At 73.5% G+C, this 17,559-nt stretch carries 17 protein-coding genes and 1 pseudogene; 9 read left to right on the forward strand and 9 right to left on the reverse strand.

The features are described from left to right. Nucleotides 1-2: 2 nt before the first annotated feature. From OOJ91_RS20915 to OOJ91_RS20925, 3 genes are all read right to left on the reverse strand, one after another. On the reverse strand, nucleotides 3-1,106 hold the full coding sequence (locus OOJ91_RS20915) for a T3SS (YopN, CesT) and YbjN peptide-binding chaperone 1 (protein WP_266247349.1): 1,104 nt from the start codon (nucleotides 1,104-1,106) through the stop codon (nucleotides 3-5). A gap of 155 nt (nucleotides 1,107-1,261) precedes the next feature. Continuing rightward, entirely contained in the window at nucleotides 1,262-1,546 is a 285-nt protein-coding gene (locus OOJ91_RS20920) for a DUF6457 domain-containing protein (protein WP_007453777.1), read from the reverse strand. Beyond that, the gene (locus tag OOJ91_RS20925) at nucleotides 1,543-2,340 is read right to left on the reverse strand and encodes a molybdenum cofactor guanylyltransferase (protein WP_266247353.1); all 798 of its coding nucleotides are present in this window, start codon (nucleotides 2,338-2,340) and stop codon (nucleotides 1,543-1,545) included. Before OOJ91_RS20925 ends, OOJ91_RS20920 begins: the two co-directional genes overlap by 4 nt. 265 nt (nucleotides 2,341-2,605) lie before the next feature. Between OOJ91_RS20925 and fdhD the strand changes: the two genes are divergently transcribed. Further along, nucleotides 2,606-3,460 carry a formate dehydrogenase accessory sulfurtransferase FdhD gene (fdhD, locus tag OOJ91_RS20930; protein WP_266247356.1) on the forward strand — a complete coding sequence of 285 codons (855 nt, stop codon included), beginning with the start codon at nucleotides 2,606-2,608 and terminating at the stop codon, nucleotides 3,458-3,460. 75 nt (nucleotides 3,461-3,535) lie between these two features. Here fdhD and OOJ91_RS20935 read toward each other — a convergent pair whose 3' ends face one another. After that, complete coding sequence (locus OOJ91_RS20935) at nucleotides 3,536-4,486, reverse strand: NADP-dependent oxidoreductase (RefSeq protein ID WP_266247357.1); 951 nt, start codon at nucleotides 4,484-4,486, stop codon at nucleotides 3,536-3,538. Nucleotides 4,487-4,535: 49 nt separating this feature from the next. On the opposite strand from OOJ91_RS20935, the gene OOJ91_RS20940 reads away from it, so the two are divergent. After that, nucleotides 4,536-5,159 carry a TetR/AcrR family transcriptional regulator gene (locus OOJ91_RS20940; protein ID WP_266247358.1) on the forward strand — a complete coding sequence of 208 codons (624 nt, stop codon included), beginning with the start codon at nucleotides 4,536-4,538 and terminating at the stop codon, nucleotides 5,157-5,159. Nucleotides 5,160-5,210: 51 nt separating this feature from the next. On the opposite strand, the gene OOJ91_RS20945 is transcribed toward OOJ91_RS20940, so the two are convergent. The 3 genes from OOJ91_RS20945 to OOJ91_RS20955 form a co-directional block, all read right to left on the reverse strand. Continuing rightward, nucleotides 5,211-5,624, reverse strand: coding sequence for a hypothetical protein (locus OOJ91_RS20945; protein ID WP_266247359.1), 414 nt, complete (start codon nucleotides 5,622-5,624; stop codon nucleotides 5,211-5,213). After that, on the reverse strand, nucleotides 5,621-5,872 hold the full coding sequence (locus OOJ91_RS20950; RefSeq protein WP_266247360.1) for a hypothetical protein: 252 nt from the start codon (nucleotides 5,870-5,872) through the stop codon (nucleotides 5,621-5,623). The genes OOJ91_RS20945 and OOJ91_RS20950 overlap by 4 nt, the downstream gene beginning before the upstream one ends. A gap of 61 nt (nucleotides 5,873-5,933) precedes the next feature. Further along, entirely contained in the window at nucleotides 5,934-6,980 is a 1,047-nt protein-coding gene (locus OOJ91_RS20955) for a DUF4192 domain-containing protein (RefSeq protein ID WP_266247361.1), read from the reverse strand. 152 nt (nucleotides 6,981-7,132) lie between these two features. On the opposite strand from OOJ91_RS20955, the gene OOJ91_RS20960 reads away from it, so the two are divergent. From OOJ91_RS20960 to OOJ91_RS20980, 5 genes are all read left to right on the forward strand, one after another. Next, entirely contained in the window at nucleotides 7,133-8,047 is a 915-nt protein-coding gene (locus tag OOJ91_RS20960) for a fructosamine kinase family protein (protein WP_266249785.1), read from the forward strand. Continuing rightward, nucleotides 8,044-9,057 (forward strand): GTP 3',8-cyclase MoaA, encoded by a 1,014-nt coding sequence (gene moaA / locus OOJ91_RS20965; protein WP_266247363.1) that lies wholly within the window; start codon nucleotides 8,044-8,046, stop codon nucleotides 9,055-9,057. The genes OOJ91_RS20960 and moaA overlap by 4 nt, the downstream gene beginning before the upstream one ends. Before the next feature lie 3 nt (nucleotides 9,058-9,060). Beyond that, complete coding sequence (locus OOJ91_RS20970; protein WP_266247364.1) at nucleotides 9,061-9,315, forward strand: MoaD/ThiS family protein; 255 nt, start codon at nucleotides 9,061-9,063, stop codon at nucleotides 9,313-9,315. Between the two features lie 13 nt (nucleotides 9,316-9,328). After that, entirely contained in the window at nucleotides 9,329-10,579 is a 1,251-nt protein-coding gene (locus OOJ91_RS20975) for a metallophosphoesterase (RefSeq protein ID WP_266247366.1), read from the forward strand. 61 nt (nucleotides 10,580-10,640) lie between these two features. Next, nucleotides 10,641-13,853, forward strand: a complete 3,213-nt coding sequence (locus OOJ91_RS20980; RefSeq protein WP_266247367.1) for a UvrD-helicase domain-containing protein — start codon at nucleotides 10,641-10,643, stop codon at nucleotides 13,851-13,853. Nucleotides 13,854-14,054: 201 nt separating this feature from the next. Here the strand turns inward: OOJ91_RS20980 and OOJ91_RS20985 are convergent, their stop codons facing one another. Then, the gene (locus OOJ91_RS20985; protein ID WP_266247368.1) at nucleotides 14,055-14,684 is read right to left on the reverse strand and encodes a prepilin peptidase; all 630 of its coding nucleotides are present in this window, start codon (nucleotides 14,682-14,684) and stop codon (nucleotides 14,055-14,057) included. Between the two features lie 10 nt (nucleotides 14,685-14,694). Beyond that, a complete protein-coding gene (locus OOJ91_RS20990; protein WP_266247369.1) occupies nucleotides 14,695-15,699 on the reverse strand; it encodes an EamA family transporter in 1,005 nt (334 codons plus the stop codon). 480 nt (nucleotides 15,700-16,179) lie between these two features. On the opposite strand from OOJ91_RS20990, the pseudogene OOJ91_RS34420 reads away from it, so the two are divergent. Together OOJ91_RS34420 and OOJ91_RS34425 are read left to right on the forward strand one after the other, a co-directional pair. Next, nucleotides 16,180-16,686: pseudogene (locus tag OOJ91_RS34420) on the forward strand (LppU/SCO3897 family protein); the annotation flags it as partial. A 369-nt stretch (nucleotides 16,687-17,055) separates the two neighbouring features. After that, complete coding sequence (locus OOJ91_RS34425; protein WP_323178579.1) at nucleotides 17,056-17,511, forward strand: LppU/SCO3897 family protein; 456 nt, start codon at nucleotides 17,056-17,058, stop codon at nucleotides 17,509-17,511. The last annotated feature ends 48 nt before the right edge of the window (nucleotides 17,512-17,559 follow it).

Below are 17,559 nucleotides of genomic sequence, written 5' to 3' on the forward strand. Positions count from 1 at the left end.
CCCTACAGGTACATGCCGGTGCGGTGCTCCGACTCGTCGCTCCGGGCCGGCTTGTCACCCTCACCGAAGAACCGCTTGCCGCCGAACTCGCCGTGCAGCCGGTCGTCCAGCTCGTCGGCGAGGCCGGTCATCACCTGCACCGCCAGCATGAGGTGGGTGGCCTGGAAGTTGCGGCCGAAGACCGGGATGGACGCCCAGACCGTGTCGTCGGCGCAGTAGAGGCGACCGATCGGCATCCGGTTGGTCAGCTCCGACAGCTTGACGTAGAGCCGTTCGGTCGGCTCGACCTCGGTGAGCACCGGGGAGAAGACGTCCACCAGTGGCGGATTGTCGCGCACCCGCACGAAGACCATCGCCGAACCGGCCCGGATGGTGATGTCCCCGTCCGAGTCGATCTGCAACCGCTCGGCGTCGGACTTCAACATCGTGGACACCACAGTGCGGACGCGGTCCGCCAGATCAAGCACGTCATCCCGCTCGGTCTGCGCGGCGGCCGCCTCGGCCAGCGCCTCCTCCAGGTCGCCCTCGACGTCGGAGTCCGGCCCGAACTCGCTGCGCGCGGTGCCCAACGGCTCCACAGTCAACGGCTCGCCCTCGGCGTCGTTGACCACGTACACGAGGAAGGCCGGGTGCGGGGCGCCGTACACGTCGCGCAGCGTGCGGGACAGCAGCGGGGCGATCCGGGCGGCCTCCGCCGTCGTACCGTCAAGCCCGAACGAGCCGCCGGAGCCGGCCACCACACCGGGCGGGGACCAGCCCAGCGCCACCATGTCCGCCACCGCGGCACGGTCCAACCGGTAGCCCTGCGGCAGGGCGGCGTTGCCGACGGCCCGAGCGGAGAGCCCGCCGTCGCCTGTCACGTCGACGCTTATCGAGTAGACGGCATCCCCCGTACCGGAGGCGGTGGGGTCGAGGGTCAGTTCGAGGTGCGCGCCGGCGGGCAGCTCTCGCAGCCGCAGGGCGAGCATCCGGGCGAACTCCCGCCACGCCTCCGTCACCTTGGCGCGCAGGTCGGTGGTGCTGGGCTCGTCGAGCAGGATCGACTCCGCCGGCTCGGATGTGCCGTCGGGCTCACCGTCCGGCGCCGAGGGGTGGTCAGCCGTCATGATCGCCTCCGTCCGTCACGATCACCCTACTCACGCCGTCCGGGCGTCGAATCAGCCCGGACCGGGATCGGACACCGGCCGGCCGGCAGCCGTCCCCTCGCTGTGGGGACGGCTGGATGGGGACGGCTGGGTCACGGGGACCGCGGCGGGGCAGGTCAGGCGGTGGGATCGTCGGACGGGGCGGTGGGATCGTCGGGGTCAGCGCCCAGCCGGACCGGCCAGTCGGCGGCGAGAGCGCTCAGCCGGGCCGCGGCGTCCGCCGGGTCGGCACCCCTGCCGACGGCCAGCCCGAGGAGGTACGCGGTGACCGGCGCCCCGGGCCGCAGCACCTGGTGGGCGACATCGCGAGCCAGGTCCAGCACCGCCGACACGGGCACCTCGGTCGGATCCAGACCCACCTCGGCGCAGGCTGCCGTGACCCAGTCGTCAAGCACCGTCATCGCACCCACTCCTCCGCCCGGCGTACGTCCTCGTCAGTGTCGCAGTCGAACCAGGGCGGCGGACCGTCACCGACCCACGGCACCTCCCGGACGGCGAGACCGGCCCACAGCCCCCGTACCGGAGCACCGGCCAGGCTGCCGCCCCGCTCGGCGGCCAGCCGGGCCAGCCCGGTCCGCAGCGCGGCGACCCGCCACACCCCGCACAGCGACTGCCGCCGGCCGTCCGCGTCGACGAAGCACACCCCGTCGATTCGCCGCTCCAGGCCGACAGGGCCGGTGCCGGCCTGCGAAGGGCCAGTGCCGGCCTGCGAAGGGCCAGTGCCGGCCTGCGAAGGGCCAGTGCCGGCCTGCGAAGGGCCAGTGCCGGCCTGCGAAGGGCCAGTGCCGGCCTGCGAAGGGCCGGTGCCGGCCTGCGAAGGGCCGCCTCCCGTTGTGACGGGTGACGAGCTGCCGGCCGGGGCGAGGTGGGTCAGCAGGTCGCCGATCGCGGCGCGGGTGAGCAGTGGGAGGTCGGCGGCGAGCACCGCGACAAGCGTCGTGTCGGGATCGAGCAGTGCCAGCCCGGCCGCCATCGCGGCGACCGGCCCGCCGCCGGGAGGATCCTCGCGGGTGACCCGCACACCGTCCGCGACACCGTCACCCGGGCCGACCAGCACGCGCGGGGCAGCATCGCCCACGGCGGCCAGCACCCGGTCACGCATCGACAGGCCACCGACCGGACGCGCGGGCTTGTCCACCCCGCCCATCCGTCGGGCGGCCCCACCCGCGAGCACCACTGCCGCGTACGTCCCCACCCGGTCACGGTAGCCGTCCCGGCGGCCGTGCGGCGCGCGCCGCCGGGTGCCCGACGACGGCCTACGCTGCCCGATGCCTGCGGCGCCGGCTTGCGCTGCCGGAGAACCCGGCGGTGGCCTGGCTGCCGAAAGCCCCGGCGTCGGCCTGCCCTGCCGGAGACCCCGGGTCGGCCTGCGCCGACGAATGCCTTGGCGGCCTGCGCTGGCGGGTGCCGGATGACCGGCGGCCGTGCGGGTGGGCCGGGGTGGGGTGCAGGATGGCGGGATGGGACGGGCGACTGACCGACGGGGCGTACTGCGGATCGACCTGGACGCGGCGGCCGACGGACGCGTAGCCGTCCGACGGCCGGACACCCTGGCGGTGGAGGAGCCGCTGGAGATCCGGGTCGGCGCGGCCGGCCCCGGCCGCCGCAAGCCCCTCGCGGTCACCATGCGCACCCCCGGTGACGATCTGGACCTGGCGATCGGGTTCCTGCTGACCGAGGGACTGATCCGGTCGACCGACGACGTGCTGACCGCCCAGCTCTGCGCGGGCGCGGAGACTCCGAACACGTACAACGTGGTGGACGTGGTGCTCGCCCCCGGGGCGCCGGAACCCACCACCGACCCGTCCCGGAACTTCTACACGACCAGTTCCTGTGGGGTGTGCGGCAAGGCGAGCATCGACGCGATCCGGACGCGGTCGCTGTTCGACGTCAGGACGGACCCGCTCACCGTGGCGGCCGCCCTCCTCGCCGAGCTGCCCGACCGGTTGCGCGCCGCCCAGCGCGCCTTCGACCGCACCGGCGGGCTGCACGCGGCGGGCCTGTTCAGCCCGGCCGGAGAGCTGGTGGTGCTCCGGGAGGACGTGGGCCGGCACAACGCCGTGGACAAGGTGATCGGCTGGGCGGTGCGGGAACGCCGTCTGCCGCTGACCGGGCACGTGCTGCTGGTGTCCGGTCGGGCCAGCTTCGAGCTGACCCAGAAGGCGTGGATGGCCGGCCTGCCGCTGCTGGCCGCGGTGTCCGCGCCGAGCACCCTCGCCGTCGAGTTGGCCGAGGAGGCGGGCATGACGCTTGTCGGCTTCCTGCGCGGCCGAACCATGAATGTCTACACCCGCCCCGAACGGGTCACCACCTGATCTCCGTCACCGACGGATCCGATGGTCGCCGGCGGTGCGTGGCGCAGGCGGCGATCTCCGCAGCGCGCGACAGCGTCAGTTGACCAGAACGATCCTTCCTGGCGCATGGCGTGCCTCGCTCAACTCGTGTGCCGCCGCAGCCTCGGTCAGCGGGAACGTGGCGGCGACGGGAATGTGCAACCGACCGGATTCGGCGAGGCCCACCGCGATGTCGAGGCCGTGTACCGCGAGCGGGTCGGCACCGGACCCCACTGCCTTGCCGGTCCGGTCGGCGGGTGCGCCATGCGACAGGTGGACGCCGTGGGCGGCAGCCGCGAAGTCGGCGATCGTCACCACGCGTGCCGCGTCTCCGGCGATGGCGATCAAGTCGGGCAGCGCTCCTCCGGCGCAGTCGAACACCGCGTCGACCCCGTCCGGCGCCAACCCTCGGATGCGGGCGGGCAACCCGGGGCCGTACGTCGTCGGCACCGCGCCGAGAGAGCGCAGGAAATCATGATTGCGCTCACTTGCCGTGCCGATGACAACTGCGCCACGGGCGGCTGCGACCTGAACTGCGACGCTGCCGACCGCGCCAGCCGCGCCGTGCACCAGCACAGCGTGCCCCGCCGCGACCCCGAGCCGGTCGAGAACGCGAGTGGCCGTCTCGACGCTGCCGGCGGCACCGCCCGCCTCCTCCCAACTCCAGTTGGCGGGCTTACCGGCCCACGCGCTCAGCACCACACGGTCGGCGTTGGCGCCACGCGTGGCCGACGACGCCATGCCGAACACCTGATCGCCGACGGCGACGCCCCTGACGCCGTCCCCAACCTCGTCGACCACGCCAGCCGCGTCGAAACCGGTCCGGCACGGGAACGTCACGGGGACCATGTCGGCCAGCTTGCCGGACCGGATGAGCACCTCCCCCGTCGAGACCCCTGATGCCCGGACGGCGATGCGGACCTGACCCGGCCCAGCGTGCGGGGCTGCGACCTCGGCGACGTGCACAACGTTGGGCGGCCCGAATTCGGCGAACACGACAGCTCTCATGGGCCGAACCGTAACGGAGCACCCCGTCCGGTTAGCTAAAGTGAGACCGGTGACGGCCGAAGTGAGACAGGTTCAGCGGTCGGATGCGCGCGACAACCGGGAGCGCATCCTGGCCGTCGCTCGCCTGGCGTTCGCGACCAACGGCCTCGACGTGCCGATCCGGGAGATCGCACGGCGCGCACAGCTCGGCGTCGCCACGATCTACCGGCACTTCCCCACCAAGGACGCACTGCTCGCCGAGGCGTTCGCCGAACAGATGACCGTCTGCTCGGCGATCGTCGAGGACGGCCTCGCTCAGCCCGACGCCTGGCTGGGCTTCCGCCTGGTGGTGGAGAAGCTCATGGAGACGCATGCCCACGATCGAGGCTTCGCCCGCGCCTTCATCAGCCAGCTTCCCCAGGAAGCCGGCTTCACCGCCGATCGCACCCGAACACTGCGCATGCTGGCCGAACTCGTCGACCGCGCGCGAGCGACGGGAGAGCTTCGGGACGACTTCGTCCTGGATGACCTCATCCTGGCGCTGATGGCCAACGAAGGCATACGAGCCGAGTCAGCCGCCAGACGATTGGCAGCCGCCCGTCGTTTCGCGGCATTCATGATCCAGTCGTTCCAGACAAGTTCGGCGCGGGCGCCACTGCCGCCGGCCGTGCGCCTACCGCTCTCGACACCCTGATCAGCACGCGGCAGCGAAGGCGTCGGCGTCAGGCTGCCGACAGGGTAACGGTCACCCCGGCACACCTCGGGCCAACTCGAGGATGCTCCAGTTGGTGGGGAGCCCTCTCGCCGCCGCCTTGGGGTGCGCTGTCGCGTAGTGCGCCTCGTGGATGAGAGCCGCACGGGCGGCATGGCCGGATGAGATGTCTCCGTCTACGGCGCGGGCCAGCTTGCCGGTGTCTCGCACGTCCTCGGCGCCGAGCGGCAGGATGCGGATCATCGGGGCAGTCATCATCAGTGCCAGTAGCGCGGCATCGATCTCGTCGGCCACGCTCGCGAAGGCGACCGCCAGGCAGGTCGCGGGGATGGCCACCTGCCGACCCTCGTCGGCAACCTCCAGCATCAGTTCCCCCACCGAGACGTTGCCCTCGATGTAGGCCGTCACCGCCGACGCGTCGAACACGACAGCGATCCGATCACTCATCCTTCGCGTCCCAACATCCGGCGTCCCTCGACCAACGCGTCCGCCGGAATGGGTGCCGCCAGGCGCTCCCGCCACCGCGCCCGGCCCGCCTCGGTCACCTCGATGCCAGCTCGCCGCAGCACCTCGTCGAGGTGCGCACGGGCCATCTGGACCCGTACCGCGGCAGTGATGGCGGCCGAGACGTTTGGCTGCTGGTCGAGCCAGTCCGCGACGTCGTCGGGGAGGCTCACGGAGCGCTTCACTGTCACATCCGCCAGCCTATCAATTCCGGTAGCACCAACGGTGTTACCGCGCGCTCGGCGGGACCCGTCAGCGGCGGCCACGTCGGCTCCGCTTCCGTGGCCGGACCACGCCAGGCATCCCTACCGACGGCCAGCCGTCCAGCTCGGACGGGGGCACACCGCGCCGGAGCAGGTCGTCCAGGAGCAGGGCCAGCGAGTAGTCGGGGTGCAGGCTCAGCGTGCGCTCCAGCGCGACCGCCGCCAGCGCCCCCTGCCCCGCCCGCCAGGCCGCGAACGCCAACAACGCGCCCGGGGCCGCGGTCAGCTCCGGCTCGGCCCGGCGCAGCACGTCGGTCCAGAGGGCGATGTCCCGGTCACGACCGTCGGTGCGCTCCCAGGCGTGGTCACGCACCGGCAGGTGGCTCAGCAGCAGGCTCAACCAGGCCACCTCGTCGTCGTCGAGCCGCTCACCGCGCCGCTGCCGGCGTTGCGCCTCACGGACCGCCGCCACCCCGGCGGAGCGCAGTGCCCGCCCGCCGAGCAGGTCGCCGTCGGGCGCCTGCTCGAGCAGCTCGACCAGGCGCCGCTCGGCCTGCACGGTGGCCGCGTGCAGCGCGTCGCGGGCCGCGCCGTCCACCGGCGCCACCTGCGCCGCGAGGGCCGCCCGGTCGGGGAGCGCGACCTGACCGGCGAACACGGCAGACGCGGTCACCGGGTTGGCCGTCGGGTCGTAGCGCCGACCCTCGGGTGGGCAGCAGTCCGCCTCGGCGCACAGGTAGGACCACCAGCGGCAATCGGTCACCCGCAGCGCGTCGAGCACCTCCAGGCCGACGCCGGTGAGGGCGGCGCGTACCGCGTCCACGCTCGGCGTCACCCGGTCGGGTGGCCCGTAGCCCACGACGGTGGCGGCATCCGCGCCCTGCCGCTGGATCACCCCTGCCAGGTGTCGGGCGCTGTCGACCGGGTCCGTGGACGGATCAGGCAGGTCGGCGCGGGCGGCGAAGATGATCTGCCGGCCGCGCAGGGCCACCGCGACCACGCTGTCGGCGGGATGGAACCCGAGCAGGTACGGCACGGCGGCGAGCAGGTCGGCGGGTGAGCGGACGGAGAGCTTCGCACGTTCGGTCGAGGTCATGCCGGCAGCCTGCGGCGAGCCCACCCGGCCGCGCCGCCCCTGTGGATGACACGCGGCTTATCCACAGTGACTGAGCGTATTCATGCAGGTGGACGAGTTTCGATGTGCGCACACGACACTGCGGTGTCATGCCCAGCGGCTACCGTGCGCTGATGGACCTGGCGTACCTGCGCGCGCACCCGGCACACCTGCCGACGTTCCGGACCCATCAGCGACTCCGCGAGACGCCTGTCGCCGGGGGGAACATCTGCGCCGCCGCCCGGCTCACCCTTGACGACGGTCACTCGGTCTTCGCCAAGTCCTGGCCGGAGCGGGCCGACCGGCCGGCGCCCGAGGGCTTCTTCGCCGCCGAGGCCGCCGGGCTGCGCTGGCTGCGGGAGGCCGACGCGATCGGCGTACCCGAGGTGATCGTGGCGTTGCCCGACCTGCTGGCGCTCGACTGGGTGGAGCCCGGCGAGCCGACGCCGGAGGCTGCCGAACGCTTCGGTCGGGAGCTTGCCGGCCTGCACCGGGCCGGTGCGCCGGCCTTCGGTGCGGCCTGGGCCGGCTTCATCGGCGCCCTTGAGCAGGACAACACCCTCGACGACGGTCCCTGGTCGACGTGGTTCGCCAAGCGTCGACTCGCCCCCTACCTGCGGCTGTCGGTCGACGGCGGCGCGTTGACAAGCGCCGACGCCGCGCTTGTCGAGCAGGTGATCGACCGGGTCGGCGAGTTCGGCGGGGACGAGCCACCGGCCCGGGTCCACGGCGACCTGTGGCCGGGCAACGTGCTGTGGGGTGTCGACGAGCGGGCCTGGCTGATCGATCCGGCGGCGCACGGCGGGCACCGCGAGACCGATCTCGCCCAACTGGCGCTCTTCGGCGGCGTCGCGCACCTGGACCGGGTGCTGGCCGCCTACCGGGAGAGCTGGCCGCTCTCCGACGGTTGGCGCGAGCGGGTGCCGCTGCACCAACTGAATCTGCTGCTCGTGCACACCGCGCTGTTCGGCCAGGTCTACCGCGATGCGGTCGTCGAACTCGCCCGAGCCGCCCTGGGCAGCGTCGAGCGCGCTACGGTCGACCGGTGAGTGTCGCCCCACGGACCGACGGCGTCCTCGTCGACCGGTACGGCCGTGTCGCGCGGGACCTGCGCGTGTCCCTCACCGACAAGTGCAACCTGCGGTGCACGTACTGCATGCCGGCCGAGGGGTTGCCCTGGTTGGCCGGCCCGGAGCTGCTCACCGACGAGGAGATCGTCCGGCTGGTCAGGGTGGCCGTCGAGCGGCTCGGCGTGACCGAGGTGCGGTTCACCGGCGGCGAGCCGCTGATCCGGCCCGGCTTGCTGGGCATCGTGACAGCTGTCGCCGCGCTCGACCCCCGCCCGCGGATCTCGCTCACCACGAACGGCATCGGTCTGGACCGGCTGGCGCCCGCGCTGCGCACGGCCGGCCTGGACCGGGTGAACGTCTCGCTGGACACGTTGGACCCGGCCCGGTTCACGCAGCTCACCCGCCGTCCCCGCCTCGACGCGGTGCTCGCGGGGCTCGCCGGGGCGGCCGCCGCCGGGCTCGACCCCGTGAAGATCAATTCCGTGTTGATGCGCGGCGTCAACGAGGACGAGGCGCCGGCCCTGCTCCGCTTCGCGCTCGACCACGGCTACCAACTGCGGATCATCGAGCAGATGCCGCTGGACGCGCAGCACGGCTGGGACCGGAGCACGATGGTCATCGCCGAGGAGATCCTGGCCTCCCTGCGTACCCGGTTCGATCTCAGTCCTGACCCGACCGAGCGCGGCGCGGCGCCGGCCGAGACGTGGTTGGTCGACGGCGGCCCGGCCCGCGTCGGCGTGATCGCCAGCGTGACCCGGCCCTTCTGCGGCGACTGCGACCGCACGCGGCTCACCGCCGACGGCCAGATCCGCGCCTGCCTGTTCGCCACGGAGGAGTCCGACCTGCGGGCGGCGCTGCGCGGCGGCGCGACCGACGACGAGGTGGCGCAGCGGTGGCGCACCGCGATGTGGGGCAAGCGCGCCGGCCACGGCATCGACGACCCCACCTTCCTTCAGCCGACCCGTCCGATGTCCGCGATCGGGGGTTGACCTGTGGAGCCGAGACCGCTCACCGTCCGCTACTTCGCCGGTGCGCGCGCCGCTGCCGGCCGCGCCGAGGAGGTCACCCCCGCCGGCCGGTCACTCGACGACCTCACCACCGAGTTGGGCCAGAGGCACGGCGTCCGGCTCGCCGCCGTGCTGCGGGTGGCCAGTTTCCTCGTGGACGGCGTCGCCTGTCATGATCGTCGGGCACCCCTGCCGGGCGGGGCCACGATCGATGTCCTGCCCCCGTTCGCGGGCGGCTGAGGGGGGCACACACATGTTGGCGGTTCTGGGGTTCATGGGCGTCCTGGCGCTGGTCACCGGTCTCATCCACCTGTACCTGTGGAAGCGCCTCATCCGGGACACCACCACGCCGGGTCGCTGGCGGCGGGCCGGCGGGATCGCCGCCCTGGTGCTGGCGGTGCTCGTGCCGGCCACCCTCGTCGGCACGCAGGCCGGCCTCTACTGGCTGGCCTGGCCCGGCTACCTGTGGCTCGCGGTGATGTTCTACCTGCTGGTCACGCTCGTCGTGCTGGAAGTGCCGATGCTCGTCGCCCGGCTGGTGCTGCGCCGCCGGGTGACCGCCGCCGAGCCGACCACCGCCGCGCCCGAGCCGGCGCTGGTCGGGGCGGCCGGGCCCGCCGATCCGCCGGCCACCGGCGCCGTCACGGCGCCGGACCACGACCCGGCCCGCCGCCTGCTGCTGGCCCGCGGAGCCGCCATCTTCGCCGGCCTCACCGCCACCGGCATCACGGGGTACGGCGTCCGCACGGCTCTCGGCCCGCCCCAACTCGACCGGGTGCAGATCCCGCTGCGCAAGCTTCCGCGCAGCATGGACGGTCTGCGCATCGCCACCGTCTCGGACATCCACCTCGGCCCGCTCCGCGGGCGTGCGCACACCGAGCGGATCGTCGCCGCCATCAACCGTCTCGACGCGGACCTGGTCGCCGTCGTCGGTGACCTGGTCGACGGCTCGGTCGCCGAGCTGGGCCCGGCCGCCGCGCCGCTGCGTGACCTGCGCTCCCGGTACGGCAACTTCTTCGTCACCGGCAACCACGAGTACTACTCAGGGGTGGAGGAGTGGGTCCAGGAGGTGGACCGTCTCGGCCTGCGGGTGCTGCAGAACCGTCGGCAGGAGATCCAGGCCCGGGGCGGCGTGCTCGACCTGGCCGGCGTGAACGACCTGGACGCGGACCCCGCGGGCACCGGCCTCGCCGCCGGGCCGGACTTCGCCGCCGCCCTCGGTGACCGCGATCCGAGCCGCCCGGTCGTCCTGCTCGCGCACCAGCCACTCGCCGCGAAGCAGGCGGCCCGTTACGGCGTCGACCTGCAACTCTCCGGGCACACCCACGGTGGGCAGGTGGTGCCGTTCAACCTGGTCGTCGGCCTGGCGCAGCCGGTGGTCAGCGGCCTCGGCGAGGTCGACGGCACGAAGGTCTACGTGACCAACGGCGCCGGTTTCTGGGGCCCGCCCGTGCGAGTGGGCGCCAAGCCGCAGATCAGTCTCGTCGAGTTGCGCTCGGCATAGCGGACGTCACGTCCGCGCGTGGCGGAAGGCGGCCGGCGTGGCGGGCGTGACAGGATGCGGCGTGCCCCCGTTCAGCGCCGTACCCCCCGGTGGCCTCCCGCCATTCGTCGCGGACCTGCACATCCACTCGAAGTACTCGCGCGCGTGCAGCCGTGACCTGACGTTGCCGACCCTCGGATGGTGGGCGCGACGCAAGGGCATCGCCCTGCTCGGCACCGGCGACTTCACCCACCCCGCCTGGTACGACCATCTGACCGAGACGCTGCGGCCGGCTGAGCCGGGCCTCTACCGGCTCGACCCGGAGGCGGAGCGCGACATCGCCCGCCGGCTGCCGCCGCGACTCGCCGGCACGACCGACGCGGACGCGGTCCGGTTCATGCTGAGCGTGGAGATCTCCACCATCTACAAGCGGGACGACCGGACCCGCAAGGTCCACCACCTGATCTACCTGCCCGACCTGGAGTCGGTGGCCCGGTTCAACACCGCGCTCGGCCGGATCGGCAACCTCGGCTCCGACGGCCGCCCGATCCTCGGCCTGGACTCGCGGGACCTGCTGGAGATCACCCTGGAGGCGAGCCCGGACGGCTATCTCGTCCCGGCGCACATCTGGACGCCGTGGTTCTCCGCGCTGGGCTCGAAGTCGGGCTTCGACGCGATCGCCGACTGCTATGCCGACCTGGCCGAGCACATCTTCGCCGTGGAGACCGGCCTGTCGTCCGACCCGGCCATGAACTGGCGTGTCGGCAGCCTGGACGGCTATCAGCTCGTCTCCAACTCGGACGCCCACTCGCCGCCGGCCCTGGGCCGGGAGGCGACAGTGCTGACCGCGGAGCGGAACTACTTCGCCGTTCGCGAGGCGCTGCGTACCGGCGACGGCCTGGCCGGCACCATCGAGTTCTTCCCTGAGGAGGGCAAGTACCACGCGGACGGGCACCGGCTCTGCGGGGTCAACTGGACCCCGGAGCGCACCCGGGCCGCCGACGGGCGCTGCCCCGAGTGCGGCAAGCCCCTCACCGTGGGCGTCCTCAGCAGGATCGAGGAGCTGGCCGACCGCCCCGAGGGGCACCGGCCGGCGCACGCCCGGGACGTCACCCACCTGGTGCCGCTCGCCGAGATCCTTGGCGAGATCAACAAGGTGGGCGCCCGCTCGAAGAGGGTCGAGGGCCGACTCAACGAGCTGCTCGCCGCGCTCGGCCCGGAGCTGGAGATCCTGACCAGGACCCCGTTGTCCGACATCGCGCAGGCCGGCGGCGAACTGCTCGCCGAGGGGATCGGGCGGCTGCGGCGCGGCGACGTACGGCGGGTGCCGGGTTACGACGGCGAGTACGGGGTGATCACCCTGTTCGACCCGGCGGAGCTGGGCACGGGGGCTGGCGCGGCACAGGAGACGCTTTTCGACGTACCCGTGCCGGCGCAGCGGCGGCCCACGGAGCCGGCGGCCAAAGCCACGGCCACGGCCACGGCCACGGCCAAGCGTCCGGCGGCGGCCAGGGCGGAGCCGAAGCGCAAGCCGGCCCCCACGCCCGCGCCACCGATCGCCTCGCCGCCGTCACCGCACGAACCGTTCGAGCCGATGCTCTCCGGCATGGAGGAGGTCGGCACCGGCCTGCTGGACCGGCTGGACGCCATGCAGCGGGTGGCGGCATCCGCGCCCGGCGGGCCACTGCTCATCGTGGCCGGCCCGGGCACCGGCAAGACCCGGACGCTTACCCACCGGATCGCGTACCTGTGCGCGGAGCTGAATGTCTTCCCCGAGCACTGCCTCGCGATCACGTTCACCCGACGGGCGGCCGAGGAGCTGCGGCACCGCCTCGACGGTCTGCTCGGCCCGGTCGCCGAGGACGTCACAGTGGGCACGTTCCACGCGCTGGGGTTGACGATCCTGCGGGAGAACGCCGACGCCGCGGGCCTGCCGGCCGGGTTCCGGATCGCCGACGACGCCGAGCGGGCCGCGGCTCGCTCGGAGGCGGGCGACGACAGCGCCGCCTACACGGCGCTGCTACGGAAGCAGGACCTGGTCGACCTGGACGAGCTGGTGAGCCTTCCGGTGGAGCTGCTGCGGGCCGACCGCACGCTTGCCGAGCGGTACCGGGACCGCTGGCGGTGGATCTTCGTCGACGAGTACCAGGACGTCGACGCGGTGCAGTACGAGCTGCTGCAGTTGCTCAGCCCCGCCGACGGCAACCTCTGCGCGATCGGCGACCCGGACCAGGCGATCTACTCGTTCCGGGGTGCCGACGTCGGCTACTTCCTGCGCTTCTCGCAGGACTTCACCGACGCCCGGCTGGTCCGGCTCAACCGCAACTACCGCTCGTCGGCGCCGATCCTGGCCGCCGCCGTGCAGGCCATCGCGCAATCCTCGCTGGTCCGCGGCCGGCGGCTGGACCCGGCGCGGCTCGACCCGGAGGCCCCGCTCGTCGGGCGTTACCCGGCGGCGTCGGTGGCCGAGGAGGCCGACTTCGTGGTCCGTACCGTCGACGAGCTGGTCGGCGGCCTGTCCCACCGTTCGCTGGACTCGGGTCGGATCGACGGCCGGTCCACCTCGCTGTCGTTCTCCGACATCGCCGTGCTGTACCGCACCGACGCGCAGGCCGCCCCGATCGTGGACGCCCTGGCCCGGGCCAACATCCCGGTGCAGAAGCGCTCGCACGACCGCCTGCGGGACCGGCCCGGGGTGGCGGCCATCGCCCGCGAGCTGCGGCACGCCGACGGGCTGGCCGGCTCGCTGGCCGCCCGGGTGCGGCTGGCCGGCCAGGTGGTCGCGGAGCGGTTCGCGGTGCCCACCCTGGACGGCACGGGCAGCACGGTCCGCCCGGACGACGTCCGCTCGGCGGTGGACCTGCTGACCCCGCTGGCCCGCCGCTGCGGCGACGACCTGGAGACGTTCCTGTCCCAGTTGGCCACCGGCGCGGAGGTGGACGCGCTCGACCCGCGCGCCGAGGCGGTCACGCTGCTCACCCTGCACGCCGCGAAGGGCCTGGAGTTCCCGGTGGTCTTCCTGGTCGGGGTCGAGGACGGGCTGCTTCCGCTGCGCTGGCCGGGTTCGACACCCGACGAGGACGCGGTCGCCGAGGAGCGCCGGCTCTTCTTCGTCGGCCTGACCCGGGCCCAGGACCGGCTGTACGTCAGCCACGCCGCCCGCCGCATCAGGCACGGCGCGGAACGCGACTGCGCGCCGTCGCCGTTCCTCGCCGCGATCGACCCGGGCCTGTTCGAGCGGTTCGGCGAGACCGAACCACGCCGCCCGAAGGACCGCCAACTCCGCCTGATCTGAGCCCCGTGACGGCTGGCGACCGTCGGCGTGGCGCGCTCGGGCCGACTCATGCCGACGAGCGGTATACCTCACAGTCATAACTATGACTGTGAGGTATGGCGCTCGTGCCGACGAGCGCCACCGGCGAGGTCACTGACGGTGATTGTCCGGCCCTGGGCCCGGCAGCGCGGCGGCAGTCAGCGGCCACGCGTTCCGGCCTGGTCAGCCGAGGAGCACGGCGAGCCACGCGCCGGCGAGCAGCGCCGGGCCGACGGGCAGCAGGGCGTCGCGGCGGACTCGCCGCGCCGCGAGCAGGCCGAGGACCAGGGCACCATGCAGCAGATGCGGCAAAACCAGCCCGGTGAGCAGGGCGTCCCGCCCCAACCAGCCGAGCGGCAGGCCGAGGACGGCGGCGAGTTTCACGTCCCCGAAGCCCAGCCGAGACCCCGGCAGCAGGGCCAGCAGCACGTGCGCCGCGCCCGCGACCGCCGCACCCCCCAGCACGCCGAGCAGCCGGGCAGGAGTGCCGGCCAGCAGTGCCGCAGCGCTCAGACCCGCGAGGGCCAGCAACCCGGCGACGAGAACCAGCGGGTCGGGCAGCCGCAGACAGGCCAGGTCGACCAGTGCCAGCACCAGCCCCACCGCCGCCACCGCGAGGAGGACCGGCAGCGCCGGGTCGTCACCCCGCGCGACGGCGAGCCCCACGAACACCACGGCCGCCACCGGCGGGCTCAGCCAGGCGCCGCGCCGCAGCCGAGCAGGCGTGATCGTGAAGCGCCGGGCCAGTGAGGGTACGACGACACCGACCGCCCCACCGAGCAACGCCACCCCCACCAGCCCAGCGGCCGACATGAGCCGGACGTTACCGCCGGTCCCCCGTCGACGCGGTCCCCGATCGTGATCCCGTGCCCGTCCGGCGGGGGCGTTCGGTGGTCACCACCAGGGCCACCCCGGCGACGATGACCGCCCCGCCGAGCAGCACCCGCGGGGTGATCGGCTCGGCCACCAGCAGCGCCCCGAGCCCCACCGCGACCGCCGGGTTCACGTACGCGTACGTCGAGACCAGCGAGATCGGCGCGTTCTGCAGCAACCAGACGTACGCGGTGAAGGCCACCAGCGAGCCGGCCACCATGAGGTAGCCCAACGCCAGCCAGGACCGGGTGCTGACAGTCGTCGGATGGAACTCGCCCAGCTCGCCCCGGGCGGCGGCGACGACGGCCAGCGCCAGCGCGCCGGCCAGCATCTCGTACACGGTCGCGACGAACGGATCGCCGGGCATCCGGATCCGTCCCGACAGGAACGACCCGACCGACCACGTGACGGCTCCCGCCACCACTGTCAACGCCCCGACCAGCGGCACCGCGTCCGAGCTGCCGGCGGGCAGCACCAGCAGCACCAGCCCGACGAAGCCGAGCGTGACCCCGGCGAACGTCCAGACCCCGGGCCGGTCCCCGGTGGCGGAGCGCAGCAGCACCACGAGCAACGGCACGGTCGCCACCAGCAGAGCCGCGATTCCGGACGGCACCGCCACCCCGGGCGGCCCGGACTCGGCGAGCACCACCAGGCCGTTGCCACCGGCGAGCAGGAGCACACCGACAAGCGCGGCGGACCCGAGTTGTCGACGCTGCACCCGAAGCGCGCCCGGCCCTCGGCGCAGGCGCAGCACCACCGCCAGCACCAGGCCGGCGACTGCGAACCGCAGGGCTGCCGACAGCAGCGACGGCAGCGTCTCCACAGCGACCCGGATGGCCAGATAGGTGGAGCCCCACAGCACGTAGACCACGATCAACGCGGTCCAGACCAGGGTTGGCGCGGCGGCGGCGCGGCGGCCGGACAGGGCGGCGGCGCTCGGTGGAGATGAGCTCATCGGTGGACCACGCTACGGTGACCTCGGAGTCGGCGTCGCGCATTGGTGGCCGGCCTCTCACCACATGTGCAGGAGGGCGGCATGACGAACTACGGACCACCGGGTGAGGGCTTCCGAGGCCCGTGGCGTGGGCAGCGGCCCGACGAGACGCCCGGCCGGCCGCCGCAGCAGCCCTATCCGCCGAGCCCCGAGCCCTACCCGCCGACGGTGCAGTCCTACCCGCCTGCCCCGCAGGAGCGACAGGGGTCCTACGGCGACGGTCCGTACGGCGGCGCACCGGCCAGGCCCTACGGTGGCGGGCCCTCGTACGGCGGTGAGCGCGGGGCACCCTACGGGGCTGAGCCGTCCGGCGCCCCGTACGGCGGCGAGCCGGCCGTCGCGCCCTACGGCGCCGGACACTACGGCGGGGAGGCCGGGACGCCCTACGGTGGTGCGTACCGGCCGGCCGAGGCGAACCCTCCGTACGGCGGGGAGCCCTACCGGCCCGACGGCGGCCCGTACGGTGGCGAGCCCTCGCCCGGCCCGTCGAGGCGCGGCAAGGGCCCGCTGATCGCGGTGGTGGCCGTCGTGGTGCTGCTGGCGTTGGCCGGTGGCGGCGCGTACTGGTTCCTCGGCCGGTCCGACGACCCGGTCGCCCCGGTCGCCGCGCCGACCGGTTCGGCAGGTGTCGGGGAGCCCAGCGCGGACGTGACCGAGCCGGCCGAGCCGGTGCCGAGCGCCGCTGCGCCGGAGTCGTCGGCCGACCCGCGTTTCGTCAAGGTCGGCCAGTGTGTGCGTAACGACGGGGCGGCCGGCGGCAAGCCCAAGCTGCTGATCAGCGGCTGCACGGCGAAGTCGTACGAGGTGCTGCGGCGGATCGACGGCGCGACCAGCGGCGAACGCGACGCCGAGGCGAAGTGCGCCAAGGTCGAGGGCTACACCAACTGGTACTTCTTCGACAGCGAGCTGGACACCCTCGACTTCGTCCTCTGCCTGAAGCAGCGCTGACCACCCACCCCTGGGGATGAGATGACGACCTACGGATCATCGGGTTCCGGGCAGCCGGACGACCCGTACCAGCCCCCGCCCGTCGGCCCCGACGGCCCGTCCCCGGTCGACCCGACGGTCCCCCAGTGGGGTCCGCCGCAGCCGCCACAGCCGCCGCAGTGGGGTCCGCCGCCGCAGGCCCCGCAGTGGGGCCCGCCGCCGCAGCCGGCGCAGTGGGGTCCGCCGCAGCAGCCCTCGGAGTGGGACGCGCCACCGGGGCCGTTCCCGCCCGCCGGACCCACCCCCGGCCAGCCGGGGGCGCCGTGGTCCCCGCAGGCGCCGGGCGGGTACGGCATGCCACCGGCTCCACCGGTACCCGGCGCGTACGGCATGCCACCGGCTCCGCCGGCGAAGAGGAGCGGCGGGAAGATCGCCCTCATCGTCGTGCTTGTGGTGCTGCTCCTGGTCTGCCCCTGCCTCGGCCTCGTCGGCTGGGCGGTGTGGAAGGCGGCCGACAACAGCAGTGACTCTGCCGCGCCCACCCCGTCGCTGAGCGCACCCGTCGTCCCGCCGGTCCTGCCCAGCGACCTTCCGAGCCCCAACCTGCCGTCCCCGGACGAGGAGGAGTTCGCCAAGGGTGACTGCGTGGTCAACGACGGCAGCGAGGACGACGCGGACCTGCGCAAGGTGCCGTGCGGCCCGAACACCTACCAGGTGCTGCTGCGCATCCCGGCGACCACCGACGGGGACCGGTGCAAGACGCTCGCGCCGCAGGCGACCGCGAACTACGTGCACGACAACACGATCGACGTGCTCGACTACGTGCTCTGCCTGAAGAAGCGGTAGTCGCTTCCGCAAACTAGGGCTGTCTAGCGTCCACGCTAGACAGCCCTA

The organism is Micromonospora lupini (assembly GCF_026342015.1).
In the GTDB taxonomy this organism is placed as follows: Bacteria; Actinomycetota; Actinomycetes; order Mycobacteriales; family Micromonosporaceae; genus Micromonospora; species Micromonospora lupini_B.